Annotated in this window: 23 protein-coding genes; 10 read left to right on the top strand and 13 right to left on the bottom strand. The window is 62.2% G+C overall.

Translation table 11 applies throughout. From position 1 onward, the window contains the following. Positions 1-69: 69 nt before the first annotated feature. On the bottom strand, positions 70-666 hold the full coding sequence (locus NKH12_RS21025) for a glutathione S-transferase family protein (RefSeq protein WP_352954890.1): 597 nt from the start codon (positions 664-666) through the stop codon (positions 70-72). A gap of 448 nt (positions 667-1,114) precedes the next feature. Here NKH12_RS21025 and NKH12_RS21020 point away from each other — a divergent pair, with 448 nt between their 5' ends. Both NKH12_RS21020 and NKH12_RS21015 read left to right on the top strand, forming a co-directional pair. Beyond that, positions 1,115-1,645: a hypothetical protein gene (locus tag NKH12_RS21020; protein ID WP_352954889.1), complete on the top strand. Its 531-nt coding sequence runs from the start codon at positions 1,115-1,117 to the stop codon at positions 1,643-1,645. A 444-nt stretch (positions 1,646-2,089) separates the two neighbouring features. Further along, positions 2,090-2,431: a transcriptional regulator gene (locus tag NKH12_RS21015; protein WP_502910821.1), complete on the top strand. Its 342-nt coding sequence runs from the start codon at positions 2,090-2,092 to the stop codon at positions 2,429-2,431. Here NKH12_RS21015 and NKH12_RS21010 read toward each other — a convergent pair. From NKH12_RS21010 to NKH12_RS20965, 10 genes are all read right to left on the bottom strand, one after another. Continuing rightward, complete coding sequence (locus NKH12_RS21010) at positions 2,401-2,853, bottom strand: hypothetical protein (protein WP_352954888.1); 453 nt, start codon at positions 2,851-2,853, stop codon at positions 2,401-2,403. The two genes, NKH12_RS21015 and NKH12_RS21010, sit on opposite strands and share 31 nt — an antisense overlap. Positions 2,854-2,984: 131 nt before the next feature. Continuing rightward, the gene (locus NKH12_RS21005; RefSeq protein ID WP_352954887.1) at positions 2,985-3,830 is read right to left on the bottom strand and encodes a 23S rRNA (adenine(2030)-N(6))-methyltransferase RlmJ; all 846 of its coding nucleotides are present in this window, start codon (positions 3,828-3,830) and stop codon (positions 2,985-2,987) included. Positions 3,831-3,837: 7 nt separating this feature from the next. Beyond that, positions 3,838-4,461, bottom strand: a complete 624-nt coding sequence (locus NKH12_RS21000) for a hypothetical protein (RefSeq protein ID WP_352954886.1) — start codon at positions 4,459-4,461, stop codon at positions 3,838-3,840. A gap of 194 nt (positions 4,462-4,655) precedes the next feature. After that, a complete protein-coding gene (locus NKH12_RS20995) occupies positions 4,656-5,750 on the bottom strand; it encodes an ABC transporter ATP-binding protein (RefSeq protein WP_352954885.1) in 1,095 nt (364 codons plus the stop codon). 10 nt (positions 5,751-5,760) lie between these two features. Further along, positions 5,761-6,594 (bottom strand): carbohydrate ABC transporter permease, encoded by an 834-nt coding sequence (locus NKH12_RS20990; protein ID WP_352954884.1) that lies wholly within the window; start codon positions 6,592-6,594, stop codon positions 5,761-5,763. A 14-nt stretch (positions 6,595-6,608) separates the two neighbouring features. Beyond that, positions 6,609-7,544, bottom strand: coding sequence for a carbohydrate ABC transporter permease (locus NKH12_RS20985; RefSeq protein ID WP_352954883.1), 936 nt, complete (start codon positions 7,542-7,544; stop codon positions 6,609-6,611). Between the two features lie 88 nt (positions 7,545-7,632). Beyond that, positions 7,633-8,892, bottom strand: coding sequence for an ABC transporter substrate-binding protein (locus NKH12_RS20980; protein WP_352954882.1), 1,260 nt, complete (start codon positions 8,890-8,892; stop codon positions 7,633-7,635). Between the two features lie 27 nt (positions 8,893-8,919). Beyond that, positions 8,920-10,095, bottom strand: coding sequence for a PLP-dependent transferase (locus tag NKH12_RS20975; protein ID WP_352954881.1), 1,176 nt, complete (start codon positions 10,093-10,095; stop codon positions 8,920-8,922). Continuing rightward, complete coding sequence (locus tag NKH12_RS20970; RefSeq protein ID WP_352954880.1) at positions 10,092-10,832, bottom strand: FadR/GntR family transcriptional regulator; 741 nt, start codon at positions 10,830-10,832, stop codon at positions 10,092-10,094. The genes NKH12_RS20975 and NKH12_RS20970 overlap by 4 nt, the downstream gene beginning before the upstream one ends. Positions 10,833-11,042: 210 nt before the next feature. Further along, positions 11,043-11,732, bottom strand: a complete 690-nt coding sequence (locus tag NKH12_RS20965; RefSeq protein ID WP_352954879.1) for a TetR/AcrR family transcriptional regulator — start codon at positions 11,730-11,732, stop codon at positions 11,043-11,045. A gap of 196 nt (positions 11,733-11,928) precedes the next feature. Between NKH12_RS20965 and NKH12_RS20960 the strand changes: the two genes are divergently transcribed. Together NKH12_RS20960 and NKH12_RS20955 are read left to right on the top strand one after the other, a co-directional pair. After that, on the top strand, positions 11,929-12,417 hold the full coding sequence (locus NKH12_RS20960; RefSeq protein WP_352954902.1) for a RidA family protein: 489 nt from the start codon (positions 11,929-11,931) through the stop codon (positions 12,415-12,417). Between the two features lie 187 nt (positions 12,418-12,604). Next, positions 12,605-13,327 carry a haloacid dehalogenase type II gene (locus NKH12_RS20955; protein WP_352954878.1) on the top strand — a complete coding sequence of 241 codons (723 nt, stop codon included), beginning with the start codon at positions 12,605-12,607 and terminating at the stop codon, positions 13,325-13,327. A gap of 51 nt (positions 13,328-13,378) precedes the next feature. Here NKH12_RS20955 and NKH12_RS20950 read toward each other — a convergent pair whose 3' ends face one another. Both NKH12_RS20950 and NKH12_RS20945 read right to left on the bottom strand, forming a co-directional pair. Then, positions 13,379-13,828: a DNA polymerase III subunit chi gene (locus NKH12_RS20950; protein ID WP_352954877.1), complete on the bottom strand. Its 450-nt coding sequence runs from the start codon at positions 13,826-13,828 to the stop codon at positions 13,379-13,381. A gap of 19 nt (positions 13,829-13,847) precedes the next feature. Then, positions 13,848-15,359 carry a leucyl aminopeptidase gene (locus NKH12_RS20945; protein ID WP_352954901.1) on the bottom strand — a complete coding sequence of 504 codons (1,512 nt, stop codon included), beginning with the start codon at positions 15,357-15,359 and terminating at the stop codon, positions 13,848-13,850. 553 nt (positions 15,360-15,912) lie between these two features. Between NKH12_RS20945 and lptF the strand changes: the two genes are divergently transcribed. The 6 genes from lptF to rsmA all read left to right on the top strand — a co-directional run bounded on the left by lptF (position 15,913) and on the right by rsmA (position 23,693). Then, the gene (lptF, locus tag NKH12_RS20940; RefSeq protein ID WP_352954876.1) at positions 15,913-17,115 is read left to right on the top strand and encodes an LPS export ABC transporter permease LptF; all 1,203 of its coding nucleotides are present in this window, start codon (positions 15,913-15,915) and stop codon (positions 17,113-17,115) included. 16 nt (positions 17,116-17,131) lie between these two features. Next, on the top strand, positions 17,132-18,214 hold the full coding sequence (gene lptG / locus NKH12_RS20935; protein WP_352954875.1) for an LPS export ABC transporter permease LptG: 1,083 nt from the start codon (positions 17,132-17,134) through the stop codon (positions 18,212-18,214). A 128-nt stretch (positions 18,215-18,342) separates the two neighbouring features. Then, positions 18,343-20,631 (top strand): LPS-assembly protein LptD, encoded by a 2,289-nt coding sequence (locus NKH12_RS20930; RefSeq protein WP_502910820.1) that lies wholly within the window; start codon positions 18,343-18,345, stop codon positions 20,629-20,631. Between the two features lie 236 nt (positions 20,632-20,867). Next, positions 20,868-21,800 (top strand): peptidylprolyl isomerase, encoded by a 933-nt coding sequence (locus NKH12_RS20925; RefSeq protein ID WP_352954873.1) that lies wholly within the window; start codon positions 20,868-20,870, stop codon positions 21,798-21,800. Then, positions 21,797-22,831 (top strand): 4-hydroxythreonine-4-phosphate dehydrogenase PdxA, encoded by a 1,035-nt coding sequence (gene pdxA / locus NKH12_RS20920; protein ID WP_352954900.1) that lies wholly within the window; start codon positions 21,797-21,799, stop codon positions 22,829-22,831. The genes NKH12_RS20925 and pdxA overlap by 4 nt, the downstream gene beginning before the upstream one ends. Positions 22,832-22,853: 22 nt before the next feature. Further along, positions 22,854-23,693: a 16S rRNA (adenine(1518)-N(6)/adenine(1519)-N(6))-dimethyltransferase RsmA gene (gene rsmA, locus NKH12_RS20915; RefSeq protein WP_352954872.1), complete on the top strand. Its 840-nt coding sequence runs from the start codon at positions 22,854-22,856 to the stop codon at positions 23,691-23,693. The last annotated feature ends 213 nt before the right edge of the window (positions 23,694-23,906 follow it).

Raw genomic sequence — 23,906 nt, 5'->3', positions numbered from 1 at the left:
CACGACACGAAAAAGCCGGGCCTCGTGCCCGGCTTTTTTTATCTTTTCTCTGGCTGGGCGCCAGCCAGCTCACGCCGGGACGCAGGGTTTCAGCTCCGGAAACTTCTCGTCGAAGCGCGCTGCCCAGCGGACCAGCCTGCTGCGGCCCTTTTCCCATTTTCCGGCAAAGCGCAGCGAGAGATAACCAAGGCAGGCGCGCAGCGCGAGCTGGCCGGCGGTGATTTTCTTCGGCAGCTTTGGCGGATTGGCGTTGAGCAGATCGAGCGCGCTGGTTATCTTCGCCCATTGGCGGTCGAGCCAAGGCTGGTAGACCATGTCTTCGGAGCGCGTGCGCCGCTCATAGACCATCGACAGCGCGCAGTCGCAGATGCCGTCGGCCAGCGCCTCTAGCACTTCCGCCTCGAGGCGCTTGTCGGCATTGCGCGGGAACAGCGCGTTCTTCGACATGCGGTTGAGATGCTGGGTAATGGCGCGGCTGTCGTGGATCGAGCGGCCGTCGTCGAGCACCAGCACCGGAATCTTGCCGAGCGGATTGGCGTCGATCAGCTCGGCCGGCTTGTCTTCGGTTTTTATCGGCACGAGATCGATTGCGATCCCGGCATAAAGCGCGGCCATGCGCACCTTGGAACTGTAGGGGGACGTGGAGGCGTAGAGCAGTCGGGGCATGATCAGGTTCCTGGTTGCCGGCTACAGTGCCGCGCATCCTATTGGGCGCGCAAGGACGCCGTAGCGCTTTGATTTTTGTGCACTGTTGACTGGACATGCCGGCATGATCAACAGCCACAGGCGGAAAAACCGGGCGCCACGGCGAACGACCGTTTCCGCCGCGATCTTAAGGCAATGAGCTGCGGCAGTTGCAGCCCAAGAGAATCTGGAACAGATCAGACAGATCCGAACTAGCCAACCCGGTCTTGCACCGAGAATTTCTCCGGGCACAGAGAAATGCCCACCGGACTTCGCCGTACGGCGAAGTCCTGGGAGCTGCGAAAAGCTGTCTTCCTTCCGCCTCTATTCTTGCCCGAGCACTGACCCTGCGAGCGAGGCGCCTTGTCCGGCACCCGCCCTCGACGGTCTTCAGAACTGTCCTCCGCGAGCGAAGAAACGCGATTACTTTTTGGCCTTCGCCTTCGCAGGCGCTGCCTTCGCCTTCGGCTTGGCCGCCGGCGCTGCTTTCTTCACTGCTACCGAAGACTTCGCTGCCGCCGCTTTCTTTGCCGGCGCAGCCTTCTTGGCCGGTGCAGTCTTGGCAGGCGCTGCTTTCTTCGCTGCCGGCTTCGCCGCGGCCTTCGCGGCCGGTTTCTTGGCCGGCGCTGCTTTGGCCTTGGCTGGTGCTGCTTTCTTCACTGCCGGTTTTGCCGCGGCTTTCGCGGCCGGCTTCTTGGCCGGCGCTGCTTTTGCCTTGACCGCGGCTGCCTTCGGCTTGGCAGCAGGTGCTGCTTTCTTCACAGCGGCTGCGGCCTTTGCCGCCACCGCTTTTACTGGTGCTTTCTTTGCCGGTGCCTTCTTTGCCGGTGACTTGGATGCCGGCGCTTTGGATGACTGTTTAGCCATATCATGCCCCTTAGTTGTGCCGACGGCCGTTAATGACCCGGCGCGTAATGCATATCTGACTCGCGCTTGTCTAGCCAGCGAAGCATTAGCATGATTTTTTCAGTTTAAGTTTTGGTTACAGGCGACACACGCTCATGCTGATTTCGCAAAATGCCGTTGCTGCTCTTCGATCTTTGCCGACGGTTTGCGACAGACATTGTGCGCGCTTTGCCGTACCAATCTTGCTGCGAAGCGCTGAAGGTTAGCAAGCGTTTTGCTCGTTGATCATCGACCGGCAACACCATGATGCGGCTGCTTCAACGATCTCATCGTCTTGTCAACCGGACGATCTACACAAGCTGCAAAAGCAAAATGCGGCCCGCTCTGCGCCAGGACCTTGCCTGCGTTCGAGAGGGGCGATTTTTTGCTAAGGTTGACAGATTACTCTATTTAGCAGAGTATTCTGCAGTATGCGGGAGAAGCGCATGTCATTCGCGCAAGATCAAGCGGCGCGGTCCCAGATCAGTGAGACTGAACGCCGGACATCACAGCAGGCCCGATGATGGCTGCCGACGAAATCATCCACCAGAGTGTGCGTCTCAGGATCATGGCCACGCTGAATTCTCTGGAAAGGCGCAAAGCGCTGGAATTCACCCGATTGAAGGCCATCGTCAATGCCACCGACGGCAATCTCGGCGCTCATATCGATACGCTTGCCAACGCGGGATATGTCGATGTCGAAAAGCTGTTTGTCGGACGCCGGCCGCAAACGCGGGTCAAGGCGACGTCAATCGGACGGCGCGCCTTTCGCGGTCACGCCGCCTTCCTTCGCGCCATCCTCGATGAGGCGGAGCAGCCCGGCAAACGCGTTCAGCGCAGGACGCGGCAGCGGCCGTTGTAGACCATCCAGCGGTCGAAGCCCGCGACGCAGAATTCGACATTATCGCCGATCGAGGCAAAGCCCTGCCCTTCCTCGATCAGATACCAGATGGTGCGGGCGTGGCCGTCGGACAAGCTGACGGTGGCGCCGCAATAGCGACGGCCGATCGGCCAGGTCTCGTTGGCTGGCAGATAGCGGTGCTGGTGGATCCGCTGGAAATCGGTGATCTCGACATCGGGCAGGTTCGGCACGTGGCGCACCTGGTAGGAGAATCGGCTGGTGATCTTGTTCAGCACCCAGGCCTCACCGCAAACGCCGCTGTCTTCGTCGACATAGACGGCAAGGTCGGCAGCCTTTGCTGCCTGGGTGACAGCGAGGGACGTGCCGAGCGGCGTGCAAAGGGCGATCAGTGCGGCAAGGGCGGATTGGGCGAAGCGAGTCATGGCAGCCTCTTATGGTCGATTGCGCGCACTGTGCGGATTCGCTTGCGCGCGGTCAAGCGGTTGTAGAGACGATGGTTTCTTAGTTTGAAATCGCCTTCAGCCAGGACAGGCGCGCGGACACCTCTGCCGCCCTACGCCGCCAGCCATTCCAGCGTCCAGTGCGCCGGTTTTTCGACGACCAGCAATTTGTGCAAGGCCGGCAGCAGCGTGCGCAGCTCGCGCTCCAGCGTGAACGGCGGGTTGACCACCACCATCCCGCTGCCGTCGAGGCTGGGCTCGGCCGATGGCGGCCTGATCTCGAAGCCGATGTCGAGCAGCTTCGGCACGCCTGACTGCACCAGCGCTTTCCGGAAAGCGGCGACCGCCTTGCGGTCCTTTACCGGATACCAAAGCGCATAGATGCCGCTCGGCCAGCGCTTGTGGGCTTTCCGCAGCCCGTCGACCAGGCGGTCGAATTCACCCTCCTCCTCGAACGGCGGATCGACCAGCACGAGGCCGCGCTTTTCCTTCGGCGGCAGATGCGCGCCGAGCGCCAGCCAGCCATCGAGTTCGATCACCCGGGTCTGGAAATCGCCTTGGAATAGCGCTCTCAGCTTCGCGGCATCCTGGCGATGCAACTCGATCGCCGACAGCCGGTCCTGCTTGCGCATGAGATAACGCGCGATCAGCGGCGAGCCCGGATATTTTTTCACGCCGTCTTCAGGATTGAGCGAACGGACGGCTTCCAGATAAGGCGCCAGAAGTGCTGCCGCCGGCGCGTCCATTGCGGCATCGACAAGCCGGCCGATGCCGCCTTGCCATTCGCCGGTCTTTTGGGCTTCAGTCGACGACAGGTCGTAGCGGCCGATCCCCGCATGGGTGTCGATGACGCGAAACGCCTTGTCCTTCTGCTTCAGATATTCGACGAGCCGGCTCAGCACGACATGCTTGACGACATCGGCGAAGTTTCCGGCGTGATAGGCGTGGCGGTAGTTCATGCGATACTCAATTCGACGACCCGCCCCTGCCCCAGCGCGGCGGTGGCGGCTGCGAATTCGGATTTTGCGGCCGGCCGCCGCCACCGAAACGCAACGCCAGCACCAGCCCGATCAAGCCGACTGCCATCAACGAGAAGCCGACCGGCTGCGCCCGTTGATCGACCTCGCCAACGCCGGAGCGCAGCACGAGATCCACCGCCCGCATCTCGATGCCTTCGGCGTCGCCGGGGCCGACGGTGAAGATGTAGGGGCCAGGGCTGACCGTCGGGATCAGGCCTGCTTCGTCGCGAAAGGTCTTGTCCGGCAGCTGCGGGCTGACCTGGCGCGGATTTTCCGAATGGTTGAATTGCAGCGTCGAGGCGAGCACCGTCCTGCCGCCGGTGGCGGCGGTCAGCGTCAGCACGGTGCGCTGTTGCGAGACGACGATACGTTCGGCCCTCGCGGTGAGGTCGACCAGCACCCGCACCGGCGCGTCGCGAGCGGCCAGCGGTACCGTCACCGGCTTGAACCGGCCCTGCTCATAGACCCGCCAGGTGCCGATCTCATGGCCGGAGAAATTGCTCATCGCCCAGGGATAGACGACGCCGATGCCGGTGCCGGCAAGCAGGATCAGAAAAAACAAAAAGCGCATGCGCTCGACTACCTTGCCCGGATATTAGCATTAGCGCCGCCGCGGGCGCGTTCCATTTCGTCCAAGAGCATGTCGAGGCCGAGCTCGAACGTCGTATCGAATTTGCCGGCGCCAAGATAGACAATAACATGGGGCCCAAAGGTAGGAACCGGTTTTGGGAAAATCCGAATGATCTGAGCGACCGATAAGGAGGATCAGCCCTTTCCCTTCTGGAGGCTCGCTGCGCGCTTTCCAGTCTCATCGAACAAATGCAGATGTTGCGGCGGGAAAGCCACCGTCACCGTCGGGCCGGCCGTCAGCGCCGCCCGGTCGAGCGTGAAGACGTTGAATGGCAGGCCATGCAGGCCGAGATGCAAGATGATGCCGAAGCCAGTCGGCTCGATCAGGTCGACCGTCGCCCTCAGGCTGCTCTCCGAGGCCGGCGACATCTCGACATGCTCCGGCCGGATGCCGAGCGTCACCGCCGCGCCTTCCTCCAGTTGATAACCGGACGAAAGCGCAATCAGCGTTCCGTCAGGCAATCGTGCGCCGGCCGTGCCTGCGCCGACCTCATAGCGTGCCGACAGAAAATTCATGGCCGGCGATCCGATGAAGCCGGCGACAAACAGGTTGGCTGGGCGGTCGTAAAGCTCCAGCGGGCTGCCGACCTGCTGCACCACGCCCTGATGCATGGCGACGATCCGGTCGGCCAGTGTCATCGCCTCGATCTGGTCGTGGGTGACATAGATCGAAGTCGCGCCGAGATCGCGGTGCAGCTTCTTGATCTCTGCCCGCATCTGCTCGCGCAAGCGCGCGTCGAGATTGGACAGCGGCTCGTCGAACAGGAACGCCTTGGGCTGTCGCACGATCGCGCGGCCCATCGCGACGCGCTGGCGCTGACCGCCCGACAATGCTTTCGGCCGCCGTGCAAGCAGCGGCTGCAGCTCAAGCTTCCGGGCGGCATTGCTGACAGCGGCCGTGATCTTCTCGCGGGCAGCCTTCCGGATCCGCAAGCCATAGCTCATGTTCTCGGCGACGTTCATGTGCGGGTAGAGCGCGTAGGACTGGAACACCATGGCGATGTCGCGGTCCTTGGGTGCCCGCTCATTGACGCGCATGCCGTCGATCCGGATCTCGCCCTCGGTCACCTCCTCGAGCCCGGCGATCATGCGCAGCAGCGTGCTCTTGCCGCAGCCCGACGGCCCGACCAGCACCACGAACTCGCCGTTCTTTATCGACAAGTCGACGCCGTGCAGCACGGAAACGATGCCGAAGTTCTTGCGGACGTTACGGATGTCGATCGATGCCATGAAACCTCACTCAGCCCTTGACCGCGCCGGCCGTCAGGCCCTGGACCAGATAGCGCTGGATGAACAGGAAGAAGAGGCAGGCCGGGATCAGCGCCAGCACGCCGGCCGCCATCATCTGCCCGAAATCGACCGAAAACTTCGACACGAACGTGAGCAGACCGACCGGAAACGTGGCGGCGCTGTTGCCCGAGATCAGCATCAGCGCGAACAGCAATTCGCTCCATGCGGCGGTGAATACAAAGCCCAGCGTCGCCGCAATGCCCGGCAGCGTCAGCGGCAGCACGATCTGGCGAAACGCCATGAACTGCGTGGCGCCATCGATCTTGGCCGCCTCTTCCAGCTCCTTGGGAATACCGTCGAAGAACGACTGCATCAGGAATGTCGCAAAGGGGATGTTGAAGGCGGTGTAGACGATCACCAGCCCGGTCAGGCTGTTGGTCAGTCCGAGCGGCGAGAGCATCTTGAAGATCGGCGCGACCAGCATCACCAGGGGAAACATCTGGGTGAGCAGCATCAGCGCGACCAGCCAGTATTTGCCGCGGAAGGTGAAGCGCGACAGCGCATAGCCGGAGAGAGACGCGAGCAGCGTCACGATCACGGCCGTCGCACCGGCAACGATCATGCTGTTCCTGAAGAAGACCGGGAATGCACTGTGGGCGAGCACGAAGCGGAAATGTTCGAAGCTCATCCGCGACGGCCACATCCGCACGCCCTCCGAATAGAGCAAGTCGTTCGGCGTCACCGATACTTTCAACAGCCAGAACAGCGGGAACAGCGCAAAGACCACGTAGCAGAGGATCGCCAGGCGGTGCAGCGCGGTGCCGAAGGTCGAATACCTGCTCATCTGGTCATCCCCGATCAGGCCCGATCCATCAGGACTTGCCGAAGCATGACGATCAGCATCGAATAAGCGAGCAGCAGGACGAGCAGCACCAGCGCAATGGCCGAGGCATAGCCGAAATCGAGCGCCCTGAAGGCCTGCGTGAAGATGTAGCTCGCGACGATCTGCGTACGGTCGGCAGGCCCGCCGCTGGTCATCACGATGATCAGGTCGGCGAAGTTCGAGATCCAGACGGTGCGCAACAGCACCGTGATCGCAATGGTCGGCGCAAGGAATGGCAACGTGATCGACGTGAACCGCCTGACCGCACCGGCGCCATCGATCGCCGCCGCCTCGTAGAGGTCGCGCGGGATGGCCTGGAGCGCGGCCAGCAGCGTGATGGCGAAGAAAGGAATGCCCCACCAGACGTTGGCGATGATCGGTCCCCACATGGCAAGCTGCGGATTGGAAAGGATGTTGGCCGGCTCACTCATGAGGCCGAGCGCATAAAGCCAATGCGGCAGCGGTCCGATAACAGGGTTGAACAGCCACGCCCAGTTGAGCCCGGTGAGGAAAGTCGGCACCGCCCAGGGCAGGAACACCAGCGCCTGCGCTATGGCGCGGCCGGCGAACGGCCGGTCGAGCAACAGCGCCAGGATCAGGCCGAATACGAATTGCAGAAAGACGGATGCGCCGGTCCACCACAGTGTGTTGCGCAGCGCGCGGTAGAAATTGTCGTCGTCATAAAGGGTGCGAAAATGATCGAGCCCGACATACCCGCCGGAGAAGGGGTTGAGCAAGTGCACGTCGCGGAAGGCGTAGGATAGGCCTAACACCAGCGGCGCCAGCATGATGGTGACGATCAGAATCAGCGCCGGGGCGGTATAAAGATATGGCTCGGCGTGGCGCGTGATCCGGTCGACCAGCGACCGGCGGCGCGATTCCGGGAGGCCGGCGGTGGCGTCAAAAACCATCAGCTAACGCTTTCGTTCCAATTGGCCATGGGGCGAGATCCATCGGAGCCACCCGTGATGGGCGGCTCCGATGCTCTAGGTCCGCCGTTTATTTCTTGGCCAGGTACTTCTGCTGTGCCTTGGTCAGATAGTCGGCCCACTGATTGGCCATCTCCTCTGGCGTGATATCGCCGAGCAGTGCCTGTTGACTGGTCTTGATGACCATCGAGTCCTTGAAGAAGGCGAACTCCTCGAGATAGGTCGGCATGACCGTCGGCACCGCATCCTTGTCCTCGAGTTCGGCGAACCAGCCCTTGAACTGCTCGCTCGCGTAGAAGGGATCCTTTTCGGCCGACTTGTGGACTGGCAGCGCTCCGGTGCGCTTGTTCCACTCGATATTGCCCTCGGGCCCTTCGAGCGTTTCGATCAGCTTCCAGGAGAGGTCCTTGTTCTGGCTGGCCGCCATCATCGACCACCCGGCGTAGCCGATGGTCGGGAACGTCTTGCCGCTCGGCCCTTTCGGCATGGTCGTGACGCCGTAGTCTTCCGGCTTCATCCGCTCGGCGATTGCGATCAGCGCGTCTGGATCCTGATCAAGCATCGCGCAGGTGCCGGTGTAGAAACCGGCGACGATTTCATTGAAACCCCAGTTGACGCTGTCCTTCGGCGCCAATCCCTTCTTGTAGAGATCGACGACCCAGGTCAGTCCCTTGACCCAGCCCTCGCTGTTCATCGTCGAGGTGCCGTCTTCATTGAAGAACTTGTTGGACCCGGCCATGGTTGCGCCGAACATGATCCAGCCGTTGAGGCCGCCCGGCCCGCCGCGCAGGCAATAGCCATATTTGCCCGGAAGCTTGGATACTTTTTCCGACGCCGCCACGAACTCGTCCATCGTCTTGGGCGGCTCGGTGACACCAGCCTCCTGGAACAGCTTCTTGTTGTAGAACATCGCCCGAAGATAGAAGCCGTAGGGCAGCATATAGGCGGTGTTGTTCACGTCGCGGCCGAGTTCGAGCGCGCGATCGGTGAGGCCCGAGGTGTGCTCCCATTTGGCAAGATAGGGTTCGAGGCTCTCGAGAAGGCCGTTGTTGGCATAGAGCGACAGCCAGGTGTCCGGCATCTCCATGACGTCGGGGATTTCGCCGGCGGACACCATGGTCGCGAATTTCTGGAACGCCTCGCCCCAGGGCAGCGAGATGACCTCGACCTTCGTGCCCGGATTGGCAGCCTCGAATTTGGAGACGATCGATTTCAGGGTTTCGGTGCGCTCGGGGCTGGTGATCACCTCTACGAGCTTCAGCGTCGTGTCGGCGAGTGCAGCACCCGACATCAGTACGGTGGCGAATGCGGCGATAAGAAGCTTCTTCATTTTCCGTTCCCTTCTTGTCTGGTTGCTTCAGGTCTTTTCTTCGGAAGCGGCGTCGATTGCCGTTTCCAGGTCACTCCACAGCGCCTCGGTTCCCTCGAGGCCGACATGGAGACGCACGGACCGCGGATGGACGCCGAACGCCATCGCGGAATTGGGTTGGGCCTTCTGCTGCAGCACGACCTCGCCGGGCACGATGAGGCTTTCGTGGCCGCCCCAGGACACGCCTAGCTTGAACAGCTTGAGGCGGTCGGCAAACGTCCGGATGTCGATGCCGTCGCGGAAGACAAATGAGAACAGGCCCGACGTGCCGGTGAGCCCCGCAGGAAGCAGGTTGGCCAACGCCGGATGGCAGACCTTCTCGACAATCGGATGATCCTGCAGGCGCCGTGCGATTTCGAGGCCGGAGGCCTGATGCGCGCGCATCCGGATCGGCAGTGTGCGCAAGCCGCGAATCAAGAGCCAGGCATCGAATGGCGACAGCTTGCCGCCGAGATATGGATAGGCTTCGCCACGAATACGGCCGATCAAGTCCTTCGAGCCCGCGACCACGCCGGCCACGACATCGCTGTGGCCACCCAGATACTTGGACGCGGAATGGACCACAACATCGACGCCGAGCGACAGCGGCCGCTGGAAGACCGGGCTGGCCCAGCTGTTGTCGATGATGGTCGGGATGCCGCGGGACTTTGCCAGCGCAGCGAGGGCACCGATGTCATGGGTTTCCATGACCCAGCTGGTCGGGCTTTCCATATAGAACAGCTTGGCGCCAGGCAGGGCGCTCGCGACAGCCGCTTCGTCGCGCCCGTCGACATAGGTCACCTCGATGCGCATGCGCGCGAGCAGCGTCCCAAACAGCCGGAACGCGTCCGGGTAGATATGCCTGACCGCGACGATGCGATCGCCCGGCTCGACGAAGCTCAGCACTGCCGACGAGATGGCGGACATGCCGCTTGCAAAACCGATCGCGTCCTCGGCGCCCTCCAGCTTTGCCAGCATTTCCTCGAACATGCGCACGGTCGGGTTCAGCCCGCGCGTGTAGGTTGGCCGCACCTTTTCGCCGCGGTATGTCTCGAGCATCTCGTCATAATTCGGGAAGGTGAAGAGCGAGGTCTGCACGATCGGCGGCACGACGGCATCGAAGGCGTTGCCCTCGTCATGCGCGGCGATCAGCGATGCCTGGTCGAAAAAATCGGAACCGTTCATTTCGACATTTCCTCGATATCCTCTTCCACGATCTCGAGGATCTTCAGCGTTTTTTCGCGCGCCCGCTCCGCGTCCCTGGCGACGATGGCATCGAACAGCTCGCGGTGATACGGGAACGATCGCCGCGCGAAATCCTGGCGGTCGAAAGGATGGTCCCAGAAGCGCTCGAACGCTTCGCGCATCTGCCCCAGGAGCTGCCGGAAAAGCGGATTGTGCGTGGCGTCGTAGACGGCCAGGTGAAAGGCCAGGTCTTCCGGACCCGACGTGCCGGTGGCGAGATGGACGCGCTCCATCTCGATGAGTTTTTCCTCGATCGTTCGCAGATCGTCGACTGTTCGCCGCCGCGCCGCGACCATGCTTGCCTCGGCCTCGACGCCGCGGCGTACCTCGAGGGTATGCAAGAGACCATCGCGCAGTTCTGCCGTATCGAGCGACAGCGGCAAATGGATTGTGCCGGCGGATATCGGTTTCAGCAGATAGGTGCCGCTGCCTTTGCGGGTCTCGGTGACGCCGAGCGCTTCGAAACGCCCCATCGCCTCGCGTATCGTCGAACGCCCCACGGAAAGCGCGGCCATTAATTCGCGTTCGGTCGGAAGCCGGTCACCGCTCTTCAGCGCGGCGCGCTCGACATAGTCGGCCAGCGCTCCCATGACCTGCTTGCCGCGGTCCAACGGCGGGAGCGTGGCGATTGCCACACGCGTGGCAGGTGCCCCGGGCAGTTCGCCGCGCGCTCGCATGGGCACCTACATCCAAAATTGGTCTGACATCTTAGCAGTTTTGCGCGTGACCGACCTTTCGTCAAGTGGCCTGGGCACTGCTCAGTTTGCCATTTCGGCTCACGACCCCGTGGGGAGCCTTAAATGTTGCCGCAAAGGCTTCTTCTGCGACGTTGCCCAATTAGACGCAAAACTGGGATTTTGCGGCAGTCGCTTTGCTACCGTTCAGCCTCATCCTGGAGTGAGGCCATCGAGCAGGAAGCCGAGGCCTTTCCGAAAAGCACCATCCCAATCGTTATCCAACAGCAGACGGGAGCGTTCGATTGTCGGGTAACGTTCGCTGAGACGTGTAAGGCGCTGTTGCGCGGCGGCCCTCTCGTCGTCCGACAAGTCGAAGCTCGCCCGGGTGATGGTGGCGCCCATCACATAGTTCCAGAGCGACCATATCGCGACGTTCAGATCTGCGTCCGCAACACCGGCTCTGGACAAGGTCTTGCTCAGCAGTTCTAGGCGACTGAGCATGTTCGGGCCGAGCGCCCGGCGCGGCAACAGCGATGCCGACCAAGGATGGCGCAGCATGCTGGCGCGCCAGTCTTCGAGCATATGAACGACCTCTCCGCGCCAGTCTTGAGACTCAACTGTTTGCGGCGGCCCGCGATATTCGAGCACCGAGTCGAGCGCCAGATCAAAGACATCCTCTTTGTTGTCGACGTGCCAATACAGGCTCATCACGCCCGAGCCGAGGCGATCGGCCAGTCGACGCATGGTCAATCCGTCGACTCCTTCACCGTCCAGCAGTTCCACCGCGGTCGTCACGATACGTTCCCGAGAGAGCGGCGGTTCACTGCGCGGCTCCGGCACGGGCTGGAGCCGCTCATTTATCCCTCGTTTGCTCCGGGCATCGCCCCGTTTGGCTGCCATCCGTCTTCCTCGCTGTTGAGAACGTCGATTTTGACCGGCAACGGGACGAATGTCGATCTTGAACGATTGACTCGTACCGCGTGCCATACGATGACTCGTACATCGCACGAGTCATCGTATGGGCGATGCGGTTAAAGTTCAATCATGCCGGCCGCGAGGGTACGTTGCTCGCGGTCCGCAAAGCCAAAAGAAAATCATGTCACGCGCAATTAAGCATCTGCTTATCGGAGGGCTAATTATCATGACCATGGGAGTTCCCACTGCGACGACAGCGAATAAGAATGATCTCAAGCTGACCATCGTCAATCCACAAAACCTCTCCGACCCGTCGCCGAATGGCTACAGCACGGCGGTGATCACGCCCCGCGGAGCCCGGGTGGCCTACATCTCCGGACAGGGCGGCCAAGACAGCACGGGAGCCTTGTCGCCCGACTTCGCTGTCCAGGTTGGGCAGGCCTACGCAAATTTGCGCACCGCCCTCGATGCGCTCGGTGCCAGGCCGGATCAGGTCGCCAAGCTCACGGTTTTCGTGGTCGATCACGATATATCCAAGCTTGAGGTGTTGACCAAGAACGTCAAGAAAATGTTCGGCGAGGTGCTGCCGGCGCAGACCCTGATTCCCGTTCCCAAGCTTGCAATTGACCCCATGCTCTTCGAGGTGGAGGCTGTCGTCATTCTGGATTAGTGATGCCGGTCGCCTTTCGCAAATATCCTAAGCTTCGCGAATGGTTCACCCTGTCCATCCAGGTTTGACTGTCGCAAATGTCTCTCGCAAAAATGGGTGTCTCGCGACCGATTTTTGCGATAGCCGCAAGGGCGCTCGCCACCCGAATGCGACGGTCATGCATGTGCGAATCGAGGAGCCGAATGTGATGACATTGGATGGTACACGTGCCTTGGTATTCGACGTTTTCGGCACTGTCGTCGATTGGCGCAGCGGCGTGGCGCGCGAAGCTGAACCGTTCCTGAAGCGGCATGGAGCAGGATCCGCCATTCCTACCGCTTTCGCGGATGCGTGGCGCAGCCGTTACTCCCCATCGATGGAGGAGGTGCGCAGCGGCCGGCGGCTCTTTACACGTCTCGACGTGCTGCATCGGGAGAATCTGGAAGCTGTTTTGCCGGAATTCGGGATCGACCCGGCTTCGGTGCCAGCGTCCGAACTGGACGAACTGAACCTGGCATGGCATCGATTGGAGCCATGGCCGGACGCGGTGGCCGGCCTCACGCGGCTGAAGGCCGGCTATATCATCGCGCCGCTGTCGAACGGTAACATCGTCCTCATGCTCAACATGGCGAAGCGTAGTCGTATCCCCTGGGATGCGATCCTCGGCGCCGAAGCCGTGCAAGCGTACAAGCCGATGCCGCAAGCGTATCTTCGCACCGCTGACGTCCTGGCAATGAAGCCCGATCAAATCTGTCTTGTGGCCGCCCACAATGGCGACCTAGCAGCGGCTCGGGCATGCGGACTACGAACAGCCTTTGTCCCGCGTCCGACCGAGCACGGGTTAGCGCAGACCACGGACTTGCACCCTGATCAAGCCTGGGACTTGATGGCCAGCGACTTCATTGACTTGGCTGAACGGCTTCAGTTGTAGCGCGTCTCAACGATCGGCAAACTACCCCCTTCAGGGTTCTTCCGGCAGACCTTACGCCTTGCGTTCCCAGCGCCGGCCTGAAGTCTGCTGCCAGTAGGTGACAGCGTGGCCGGCTTCCTTCATCGTCTTCCAGTGCGTGCGCGCCGCCTCGAGCTGGGCCGCATCGTGGCCGTCGAATAGGAACACGGCGCGCTCATAGCCGACAAGCTCCGGCGGCGCCGCGCCGTCGACCAGAAAGCGTATCTGCGCCTCGTTCGGATTGTCCTGGCCGGTTGTCAAAAGGATCGGCTGCTCGGCCAGATAGGATTCGCGGTCCGTCGCATGCGCCAGGAACGAATCGTCCCTGAAGGTCCATAGATGCTGGTCCAGCGCGTCGCGCCGCTCCTCGGTGCCTGTCTGGACCACGGCGCGCCAACCGCGATCGACGCTGCGCTCGAGCAGGCCGGGCAGCGCATCCTCCAGCGTCGATTCGGTGAGGTGATAGAACAGGACGTCGGCCATGATCGCGCCTTGAAACGCCTCACCCCTCGTAGTTGTCGCGCACCAGCCGGTCGAGCAGCCTGACGCCGAAGCCGGAGGCCCATGACTGGTTGATCTCGCTGGACGGCGCGCCTATCGCGGTGCCGGCGATGTCGAGATGCGCCCAGGGCGTATCCTTGACGAAGCGCTGCAGGAACTGCGCCGCGATGATGGCGCCGCCATAGCGGCCGCCGATATTCTTCATGTCGGCATTTTTCGAGTCGATCAGCTTGTCATACTCGGTGCCGAGCGGCATCCGCCACACGCGTTCCTGAGTCGCCTGCCCGGCGCTCGTCAGCCTGTTCGCCAATTCATCATTGTTGGAGAACAGACCGGCATAGTGCTGGCCGAGCGCGACCATGATTGCGCCGGTCAGCGTCGCCAGATTGACCATGAATTTCGGCTGGAAACGATCGTTGCAGTACCACAGTGCATCGGCCAGAACGAGGCGGCCTTCGGCGTCGGTGTTGAGCACCTCGATGGTCTGGCCCGACATCGACGTGACGATGTCGCCGGGGCGCTGCGCATGGCCGTCGACGGCATTTTCCACCAGCCCGATTACGCCGACGACATTGGCCTTGGCCTTGCGGGCGGCCAGCGCGTGCATGAGCCCGGTCACCGCGGCCGCGCCGCCCATGTCGCCCTTCATGTCCTCCATGCCGGAGGCGGTCTTTATCGAATTGCCGCCGGTGTCGAAAGTGACGCCTTTGCCGACGAAAGCAACCGGGCTGTCCTTGGCCTTGCCACCGTTCCATCGCATGACAGCCAGGCGGGCGCCACGCGGCGAGCCTTGCGCGACGCCGAGCAGCGCGCCCATGCCGAGCTTCTTCATGTCCTTCTCGACCAGGATCTCCACCGTGATGCCGACCGCTTCCAGTTCGTTGACGCGGGCGGCGAACTCTACTGGTCCGAGTATATTGGCCGGTTCATTGACCAGATCGCGCGCCAGGAGCACCCCGTCGATCACCGCCACCTCGTCGGCGAAGGCCTTTTTCGCCAACGCCGGATCGGTGGTGTGGATGGTCACCTTGACCGGCTTTTTGGGCTCGGCCTTCTTGCCGTCGCGCTGGCCGTCGCCATTGTCTTTTTTCGTCTTGTACTTGTCGAAAGCATAGCTGCGCAGAAGGATGCCCGCGGCAAGCTGTGCCGCTTGCCTGCCGCCGACGTCAGCACCCGCAAGATCGAGCACGACGGCCACCTCTGTCGCCTTGCGCAAGGACGCAGCGATGGTGTCGCCAAGCTTGAGCCAGGCATGATCGTCGAGCCCCGAGACCTTGCCAGCGCCGACCGCCACAAGCCGGTCGAGCGATGTGCCCTCCGGCGCCAGCACTTCGACCAGGCCGGCAAACTTGCCGGAAATGTCGGCTACCGGAAACGCCCGCTCCAGGGTCTTTGCCGGATCGCAAGCCTTTGCCGCGTCGCCGAGACCGCTATCGTTGGCCGCCAGCACGAAGACACTGCCCTTTTTGGGCGCCGCGAATTTGGCGAAGGCGATCGAAGGTCTCGAAGTCATCATGTCCTGCTTTCGGGAACGGCGTTGGGTTTTCGGGAGAGTACCTTGGCGAAACTAGATATTTGGCTGTTTCCGACCGGAAGCACCACCCTATTTTTTAATCATCGCCCCTGCCTGACGATCTGCTGGGAGACTGCCTTGGCCTGGATCCGGGATTGGCGAAGCAACCGCGAATGCTTGGCCGCATACCGGTAAACCACAGGCCGGGCAATCTCGTCGCCGTTGCAGCCACGGCGGTCATAACCGAGAGATCGGCGCGACATTTGGTCGTTTTCCGGCATTTGGCAAGACTTTGCCGGAATCCGATCCCATATGGCGGATGGAATCGATGGCGATTCGTCGCGGCACGGCCCCGCTTTCCTGCCGCAACGTGTTGTTAACCATTGATGTTCGCCCTTTCTTATCCATTGCCGCCGACACTCCGGCCCACCGGAAATATCGATGTGGGACGGGAACCAGATCGAACCGCCAACGGACCGGTTGTACAGTCGTCGCCGGGCGACTACCTTGTCTGGAGGCATGATGCCGTTCGGCAAAATCGAGAAAAGCCTTCATGAAGGTCGTTGAACGCTACATCATGCGTCGTGCGTTGGCGGTCTTCCTGGCAGCGCTCATCTGGACGCTGGCGATCGTGTGGACGACGCAGGTGCTCGCCCGCATCGACCTCGTCACCGACAGCGGGCAGTCGGCGCTGACCTTCTTCGAGGTCGCTGCGCTGATCATTCCGTCGATCGTCCCGATCGTCGTACCTTTCGCCCTGGTGGTCGCGGTCGCCCAGACACTGAGCGCGATGAATTCCGATTCTGAGCTTGCCGTCTTGAACGCCGCGGGCGCTTCGCGCTGGACCATCGTCAGGCCGATCATGCTCCTGGCGCTGGCGGCCAGCGTCTTTTCGTTTGCCGTTGACAACGGTGTCGATCCCTATGCACGACAGAAAAACCGGGAACTGGTGGCGTCGTCGCGCGCCGATCTGTTGTCGCTGATCATCCAGGAAGGCACCTTCCGCAAGATCGATGACGGCCTGTTCCTGCAGATTGGCGAGCGGCTTCCGGACAACCGCCTTGGCGGCATCTTCGTCGCCGATTCGCGCGAAGAAGGCGCCAACCTCGTCTACTACGCCAAGACCGGCGCCATCATCGAAAACGGCGACGAGAAGGTGCTGATGATGAACGACGGCGTCATCCATCGCGAAACACTGGCCGGCGATCTTTCGGTCATCCGGTTCACCTCCTATGCCTTCGACCTGTCCGCCTTCATGTCGGCTTCATCGGACGTCTTGCTTTTGCCGAAGGACCGGACGACCCAGTACCTGCTCAATCCCAGTCCGAACGACAAGGTGTTCCAGAAAAGGCCGAACAAGTACCTGGCCGAGCTCCACCAGCGTTTTTCCGAATGGTCCTATTCACTCGTCTTCGCGCTGATCGCGCTTGCGGTGGCGGGAGACGCGCGCTCCCATCGCGAGGCGCGCATTCATCCGTTGATCACGGCGATCGCGATTGCGCTTTTCGTGCGCTGGCTTGGTTTCTTTGCCGCCGGCAAGGCCGACAACGTTCCGCAATACACCTATATGGTCTATGGCGTTCCTATCGTGGCATCCGCGGTCGCGACACGGTTCATCGTCTCCAACCGGACCATGGAACTGCCGGTCGCCTGGGCCGACTGGATGACGAATTTCGCCGGCCGCTTCGGTGACGGCTGGAGCGCCCTGAAGCTCCGCTTCGCCGGGCGCGGCGCTTCTGGCCAAGGGGCCGGCTAATGGGCTGGACACGCTAATGGGCTGGACTCTGGGCAGATACTTCTTCTTCCGCTACGTGACGATCACCATCTGGTTCTTCATCGGCCTCCTGGCGCTTGTGTTCCTGATCGACTTCACCGAGCTTTCCGGCCGCACGACCGGCTTGCCGGGTTTCACCTATGGCACGGCGTTCGCCATTTCAGGGCTCAGGATGCCGATGATCATGCTGCAGACGGTGCCGTTCGTCGGCCTATTCTCGGCGATGGCGACACTGGTCTCGCTCAATCGCAGGTATGAGCTGGTCATCGCGCGTTCCGCCGGCGTGTCCGCATGGCAATTCCTGCTACCGTGCTGCATCGGGGCACTGCTGTTCGGCGTCTTGTCGGTCGGCGTCATCAATCCGATCGCCGCGCATGCGCTTTCCTGGTCCGAAAAAATCGAAACCCAGCTCCGCTCCGGCAAGTCGAACACCGTCTCGGCCGACGCTGAGCCCTGGATCCGGCAGAAGACCAGTTCCGGCGATACCATCATCGGCGCGCGCGCCATTCTCAATCAGGGCCTGGAGATGGCCGACGCCGTCTTCTTCGTCCTCAGCCCGCAAGGCGACATCGTCGAACGCAAGGACGCCGCGCACGCCTTTTTGCGGGATGGCTACTGGGAACTGCAGGACGTTAAGGTTTTCCGGGACGGCAACATCCAATCGGTGGCAAGCGACCGGGTGCCGACCAATCTCAAGCCAGAATTCGTGCAAGAGCGGCTGGCGCGCCCGGAAACCATCCCTTTCTACGATCTCCCCAGCAAGATTGAGGTTGCCCGCTCCTTTGGCCTCAAGGCAAATGCCTTTGCCATGCAGTTCGATTCGCTGGTGGCGTTGCCGTTCCTTCTCGTCGCAATGACGCTGATCGCCGCAACGGTGTCGATGCGATTTGCGAGGATGGGACAATCCGCGACGATGATTCTGGGTGGCGTCCTGGCCGGGTTTCTGCTTTATGTCGTGACAGTGCTGGTCAAGGCATTCGGCGTGGCGGGATTCGTACCCACAGTCGTGGCTGCATGGGTTCCGGTTGTCGTGGCTATGTTCTTCGGGGTGACTTTCTTGCTGTACAAGGAAGACGGCTAGTGAGGGGGGCGGTTTTGCGCATCCATAGGCAGGCCGGTTTGGGGCGCCTCTATGGGGCGAGCGCCTTGGCATGCCTGCTCGCTTGTGTCGTCCCGAATATCCCGGCTTTTGCCCAGGATATCAGCGACATGGCAGCCGACGTCCCCGCCGGCTCGCAAATGCTGCTGGCGGCAGATACGCTGGTCTATGACAACGACAACCAAACAGTGACGGCCGTCGGCGGCGTGCAGATCGATTATGGCGGCAACCGCCTCGTCGCCCAGCGGGTCGAATACAATCGCAACACAAAGCGGCTCGTCGCCAGCGGCAATGTCGAGGTCGTCAACAGCGACGGCACCAAAATCTATTCGCAGCACGTCGACATCACCGACGATTTCGCCGACGGCTTCGTCAACGCGCTGCGTGTCGAAACCGTCGACAAGGCCTATTTCGCCGCCGAAAGCGCGGAACGCATGGGCGGCGTGCTGACGACGTTCCACAACGGCGTCTACACGGCCTGTGAGCCGTGCGAGGACAAACCCGACAAAGCGCCGACTTGGCGCATCAAGGCCAGAAAAATCATCTGGAACGGCGAGAAGAAGACGGTTCGCTTCGAGAATTCGAATTTCGAGTTCTTCGGCTTTCCGCTCGCCTATCTGCCGGCTTTCGAGATTGCCGACCCGACCGTCAAGCGCAAGAGCGGCTTCCTGATCCCCGGCATCGCCTACAAGAGCGATCTCGGCGTCGGCGTCAAAGTCCCCTACTATTTCGCTCTCTCACCAACCTACGACCTGACCGTCACCGGCAGCGGCTACACCAAGCAGGGCTTTCTCGGCGAAGCCGAGTGGCGCCAGCGCTTCAACAACGGCCAGTACAGCCTGAAGACCGCCGGCATCCGGCAAGTGGATCCCGACGAGTTCATCGACAGTGACGGGCACAATGTCGATTCGGGCGCGGCCGGCGACCCGAACAAGTTCCGCGGCATGATGGGCACCAAGGGCCAGTTCGCTATCAATCCGCGCTGGGACTTCGGCTGGGATGTCCTGTTGCAGACCGACAAGAACTTCTCGCGCACCTACGCCATCGAAGACTTCAACGACAGCGTGCATCACTCCTCGATCTACCTGACCGGCCTCAATGGCCGCAACTATTTCGACGTGCGCGCCATGCGCTTCGAGGTCCAGGAAGAGACGCTCTCTGATGATCCGACCGCGCGCGCCGGCAAGCAGCCCTGGGTGCTGCCCTCGCTCGACTACGCCTACATTCCCGACATGGCGGTGGGCGGCGGGCAGTTGTCGTTCAATGTCAACGCGCAGGCCATCAGCCGCGACAGGCTGGACAGGGTCCTTGCCGATCCGAACAACGCTGCGTCCGTGACCAGTGTACGCGGCATCGATGGCCAGTCGGGGCGTCTCACCGCCGAAGCGGAATGGAAGCGCACCTTCACCACCGATGGCGGTCTGCTGCTGACGCCGCTGCTGGCGCTGCGCGGCGACGCCGGCTATGTCAATGCCTCTTCGGGATCGCTCAATGCCATCAATCAGATGGCGTCTAACCTCGGCGTCGACGACGATATGCGATCGTCGCTCGCCCGGTTCATGGCGACCGCCGGGCTGGAAATGCGTTGGCCGGTGCTGTTCTCGTCGACCAGTTCCAGCCACGTCTTCGAGCCGATGGCGCAGGTATTCGTGCGTCCGAACGAGCAATATGTCGGCGGCCTCGCTGTCCCCAATGAGGACGCGCAGAGCTTCGTCTTTGACGCCACGACATTGTTCGAGCGCGACAAGTTCTCCGGTTACGACCGCTTGGAAGGCGGCACGCGCGCCAATGTCGGGCTGCGCTATTCCGGCGCCTATGACAATGGCTGGAGCACCAACGCGCTGTTCGGCCAATCCTACCAGCTTGACGGCCAGAACTCCTTCGCCGCGCCGGACCTGGTCAACGTCGGCGAAGATTCGGGCCTTGAGACCGCGACCTCCGATTATGTCGGCCTTGTCGGCTTCAACAGCCCCAGCGGGCTTTCCGGCTCGGTCAGCGGCCGCTTCGACGAGCAGAGCTTCGAGATTCGCCGCGCCGAGGTCAAAGCAGCCTATTCCGGCCTGCCGATTTCGTTCAGCGCCAAATACGCCTTCATCCAAGCGCAGCCGCTCTATGGCTTCACGACCGATCGCCACGAGGTCACGCTCGGCGCCTCGACGCAACTTGCCGAGAATTGGCGTGTCTTCGGTACCGGCACCTACGATCTGGAGCAAAGTGTCCTGGTCAAGGACGGGGTCGGCTTTGCCTATAGCGATTCATGTTTCACCTACTTGATGACATTCTCGGAATCCCGCGACCTGAGCACCAAGGAAGTGTCGCAGAACATCGGTTTCAACCTGTCGTTCCGCACGCTCGGCGATTTCGGCTCGACACAAAGCTCCTTCAACGCTGTCCAGTAGCAGGCGCCTGGCCAATAACAGACGGGCGGCACGGGCGGCCGGCCAATGCATCGGCCGAAAATCGGAATTGATTTTCAGAAAGCACGATGCGTAGAATCAAAGTGTTAGAGCGTATCTTGTGCGTCCAAGTGGACGCACATCGCTCCTAACGACATCGTTTCGCCGCATAGGGCAGGCACGGATTTCAGCTCCCTCAAAATGGGATAGAATTGGGCCGGAACCGAGATAGAATTGGGATGCTTTCGATGAGGAAATACCTCTTTTCGGCAGGGTTCGCGCTGCTGGTGGCGGCGACCTCGGCCTCGATCACCATGATGACGCCGCCGGCTTTCGCCAGCCAGATCAAATACGTCGTCAACAACGTACCGATCACCACCGGCGACATCCAGCATCGGGCTGCCTTCCTGCGCCTGCAGCGCAAGAAAGGCGACGCCGCCGAGGAAATGATCGAGCAGACGCTGCGCGTCGCCGAAGCCAGGCGTCTCGGCATCCGCATCAGCGACGCCCAGGTCGACGCCGCCTATCAGCGTTTTGCTACGACCAACAAGATGCAGCTCAAGCAACTCGATGGCGTCATGGCGCAGTCCGGCGTCGGCAAGGAACATTTCAAGGAGTTCATCCGCTCCCAGATGGCCTGGAACCAGGCGCTGACCGCGCGCCATCGCTCCAAGAGCGGCGGCGCGTTGAGCGAGCAGGACGTGGTCAGGCGCATGCTCGACAATGGCGGCACCAAGCCGACCGCCATGGAGTACATGCTGCAGCAAGTCATATTCGTCGTGCCCGCGGCCGAGCGCAGCGCTACGCTGTCCAAGCGCAAGCGCGAAGCCGATGCTATGCGCGCCCGCTTCAACGGCTGCAACACCTCGCGCGAATTTGCCAAGGGCCTGATCGACGTCACCGTTCGCGATCTCGGCCGGATACTGGCGCCGCAATTGCCGCCGGACTGGGCCGACCAGATCAAGGCCACCAAGGTCGGCGGCGCCACCGCCACGCGCGAGACAGACCGCGGCGTCGAGTTCATCGGCATCTGCTCGTCGCGCGAAGTGTCCGACGACAAGGCCGCTCAGATGGTGTTCCAGAGCGAAGGCTCGAGCGGCAAGGACGCCGACGAGCTCTCCAACAAGTATGTCGAGGAGTTGCGGAAGAAAGCCCGCATCGTCGAGCGCTGAAGTCGCCAGAGGCAGAGCTTCCGCTGGCGCTGAGCGTGGGGGATCCATCCGGCGTCGGGCCGGAAATCGCCATTGCCGCGTGGCAGGCGCGCGACAGCGCCGGTGTGCCGCCCTTCTATCTTATCGCCGATCCGGCGTTGATTGCCGCACGGGCGCGCCTGCTCGGCGCCGATGTGCCAATCACGGAGACAGTGCCAGCCGAAGCGGCGCGCGTCTTTGCACGCGCCCTGCCCGTCGTGCCGCTTGTCGCCCGCTTCGTCGACGGCCCCGGCCGGCCGGACCCAGCCAACGCCGCCAGCATCATCGAGGCCATCGACCGCGCTGTTGACTACTGCCTTGGCGGCCGCGCGGCGGCAGTCGTCACCTGCCCGATCGCCAAGAAGCCGCTCTACGATGCCGGCTTCCGTTTCCCCGGCCATACCGAATATCTGGCGCATCTGGCGACACTCCACACCGGCGCAGAAGCGATGCCGGTGATGATGCTTGCCGGTCCCGAGTTGCGCACGGTTCCGGTCACCATCCACATTGCGCTACGCGAGGTGCCGAAAGCGCTGACCACGGATTTGATCGTCGCGACCGCCCGCATCACCGCCGCCGACCTCGAACATCGCTTCGGTATCGCCAAGCCGCGGCTTGCCGTTGCCGGCCTCAATCCGCATGCCGGCGAAGGCGGCGCGATGGGCGCCGAGGACGAGCGCATCATCCGCCCGGCGATCGACAGGCTGAGGGCGGAGGGCATCGACGCTTTCGGGCCGCTGCCGGCCGACACGCTGTTCCATGCCCGTGCCCGAGCCGGCTACGATGTGGCGCTGTGCATGTATCACGACCAGGCGCTGATCCCGGCCAAGGCGTTGGCGTTCGACGAGGCGGTCAACGTCACGCTCGGCCTACCCTTCATCCGCACCTCACCGGATCACGGCACGGCCTTCGACATCGCCGGCAAGGGCATTGCCCGGGCCGACAGCCTGATCGCGGCGCTAAGGCTCGCCCGCAGGCTTGCCGACACCGGGACGAAGGCTGCCGCCGCATGAGCCTTTGCATGAGAGCGGTCGCATGAGCATCGATGAGCTGCCGCCGTTGCGCGCGGTGATCGAACGCCATGGGCTGCAGGCGAAAAAGGCGCTCGGCCAGAATTTCCTGCTCGACCTCAACCTGACCGGCAAGATCGCGCGCGCGGCCGGCGACCTGACGGACGCCACGGTGATCGAGGTCGGTCCGGGTCCGGGCGGCCTGACCCGAGCGCTGCTTTCCCACGGCGCTGGTCGGGTCATCGCAATCGAGCGCGACGAGCGTTGCCTGGCAGCGCTTGCTGAGGTGTCAGACCACTATCCGGGCCGGCTAGAGGTCATTGCCGGCGATGCGCTGAAGACGGATTTTGCGGCACTTGCCAAAGGGGCACATGGGGGCAATGGATCTGTGAGGATCGTTGCCAACCTGCCCTACAATATCGGCACCGAACTTTTGATACGCTGGCTGACCGTCGCCGAGTGGCCACCCTTCTACGCATCGATGACGCTGATGTTCCAGCGCGAGGTGGCCGAGCGCATCGTCGCCCGCCCCGGCAGCGACGCCTATGGCCGGCTGGGCGTGCTGGCAGGCTGGCGGACGGAGGCAAAAATCGCTTTCGACGTACCGCCGCAAGCGTTCACGCCGCCACCCAAGGTGGTGTCGTCGGTGGTGCATCTGGTGCCGCGGGCAAGTCCCCTGCCCACCGAGGTCAAGAAGCTCGGCCGCGTCACCGAAGCGGCCTTCGGCCAGCGCCGCAAAATGCTGCGGCAGAGCGTCAAGAGCCTCGGCGGCGAAGCCCTGCTCACCCGCGCCGGCATTGACCCGACGCGGCGCGCCGAAACGCTTGATATCGAAGAATTCGTGCGGCTGACCAATGCGGTTTAGCTATCTTCTCCCCGTTTACGGCGAGAAGATGCCGGCAGGCAGATGAGGGGCAGCGCGAACCAACGAAGGAGTGGCGCCGCCCCTCATCCGGCCCTTCGGGCCACCTTCTCCCTGTGAACGCAGGGCTGTCCGGGGAAAGTTTTGAGTGAATCGAAATGCCACATGTGCATGCCCCGTAAAACGGGTTTTGTCCGTCTTCTCTCTGGTTGTCGA

Origin of the sequence: Mesorhizobium sp. M1322 (genome assembly GCF_040318085.1) — a bacterium.
Lineage (GTDB): Bacteria > Pseudomonadota > Alphaproteobacteria > Rhizobiales > Rhizobiaceae > Mesorhizobium.
Note: the sequence above shows the minus strand (reverse complement) of the source record. Positions and strands in the feature narration are given on the sequence as shown.

What these genes read in the sequence shown, in the direction of transcription:
- NKH12_RS21000 (WP_352954886.1), bottom strand. Translation starts at nt 4,461, where the DNA reads ATGCGCTTTTTGTTTTTTCTGATCCTGCTTGCCGGCACCGGCATCGGC.
- NKH12_RS20925 (WP_352954873.1), top strand. Translation starts at nt 20,868, where the DNA reads ATGCTTTCGATGAGGAAATACCTCTTTTCGGCAGGGTTCGCGCTGCTG.
- lptG (WP_352954875.1), top strand. Translation starts at nt 17,132, where the DNA reads ATGGGCTGGACTCTGGGCAGATACTTCTTCTTCCGCTACGTGACGATC.
- rsmA (WP_352954872.1), top strand. Translation starts at nt 22,854, where the DNA reads ATGAGCATCGATGAGCTGCCGCCGTTGCGCGCGGTGATCGAACGCCAT.
- NKH12_RS20990 (WP_352954884.1), bottom strand. Translation starts at nt 6,594, where the DNA reads ATGAGCAGGTATTCGACCTTCGGCACCGCGCTGCACCGCCTGGCGATC.
- lptF (WP_352954876.1), top strand. Translation starts at nt 15,913, where the DNA reads ATGAAGGTCGTTGAACGCTACATCATGCGTCGTGCGTTGGCGGTCTTC.
- NKH12_RS20945 (WP_352954901.1), bottom strand. Translation starts at nt 15,359, where the DNA reads ATGACTTCGAGACCTTCGATCGCCTTCGCCAAATTCGCGGCGCCCAAA.
- NKH12_RS20985 (WP_352954883.1), bottom strand. Translation starts at nt 7,544, where the DNA reads ATGGTTTTTGACGCCACCGCCGGCCTCCCGGAATCGCGCCGCCGGTCG.
- NKH12_RS20955 (WP_352954878.1), top strand. Translation starts at nt 12,605, where the DNA reads ATGACATTGGATGGTACACGTGCCTTGGTATTCGACGTTTTCGGCACT.
- NKH12_RS20965 (WP_352954879.1), bottom strand. Translation starts at nt 11,732, where the DNA reads ATGGCAGCCAAACGGGGCGATGCCCGGAGCAAACGAGGGATAAATGAG.
- NKH12_RS20970 (WP_352954880.1), bottom strand. Translation starts at nt 10,832, where the DNA reads ATGCGAGCGCGCGGCGAACTGCCCGGGGCACCTGCCACGCGTGTGGCA.
- NKH12_RS20980 (WP_352954882.1), bottom strand. Translation starts at nt 8,892, where the DNA reads ATGAAGAAGCTTCTTATCGCCGCATTCGCCACCGTACTGATGTCGGGT.
- NKH12_RS20960 (WP_352954902.1), top strand. Translation starts at nt 11,929, where the DNA reads ATGTCACGCGCAATTAAGCATCTGCTTATCGGAGGGCTAATTATCATG.
- NKH12_RS21010 (WP_352954888.1), bottom strand. Translation starts at nt 2,853, where the DNA reads ATGACTCGCTTCGCCCAATCCGCCCTTGCCGCACTGATCGCCCTTTGC.
- NKH12_RS21015 (WP_502910821.1), top strand. Translation starts at nt 2,090, where the DNA reads ATGATGGCTGCCGACGAAATCATCCACCAGAGTGTGCGTCTCAGGATC.
- NKH12_RS20950 (WP_352954877.1), bottom strand. Translation starts at nt 13,828, where the DNA reads ATGGCCGACGTCCTGTTCTATCACCTCACCGAATCGACGCTGGAGGAT.
- NKH12_RS20995 (WP_352954885.1), bottom strand. Translation starts at nt 5,750, where the DNA reads ATGGCATCGATCGACATCCGTAACGTCCGCAAGAACTTCGGCATCGTT.
- NKH12_RS21025 (WP_352954890.1), bottom strand. Translation starts at nt 666, where the DNA reads ATGCCCCGACTGCTCTACGCCTCCACGTCCCCCTACAGTTCCAAGGTG.
- NKH12_RS20930 (WP_502910820.1), top strand. Translation starts at nt 18,343, where the DNA reads ATGGCAGCCGACGTCCCCGCCGGCTCGCAAATGCTGCTGGCGGCAGAT.
- NKH12_RS21005 (WP_352954887.1), bottom strand. Translation starts at nt 3,830, where the DNA reads ATGAACTACCGCCACGCCTATCACGCCGGAAACTTCGCCGATGTCGTC.
- NKH12_RS20975 (WP_352954881.1), bottom strand. Translation starts at nt 10,095, where the DNA reads ATGAACGGTTCCGATTTTTTCGACCAGGCATCGCTGATCGCCGCGCAT.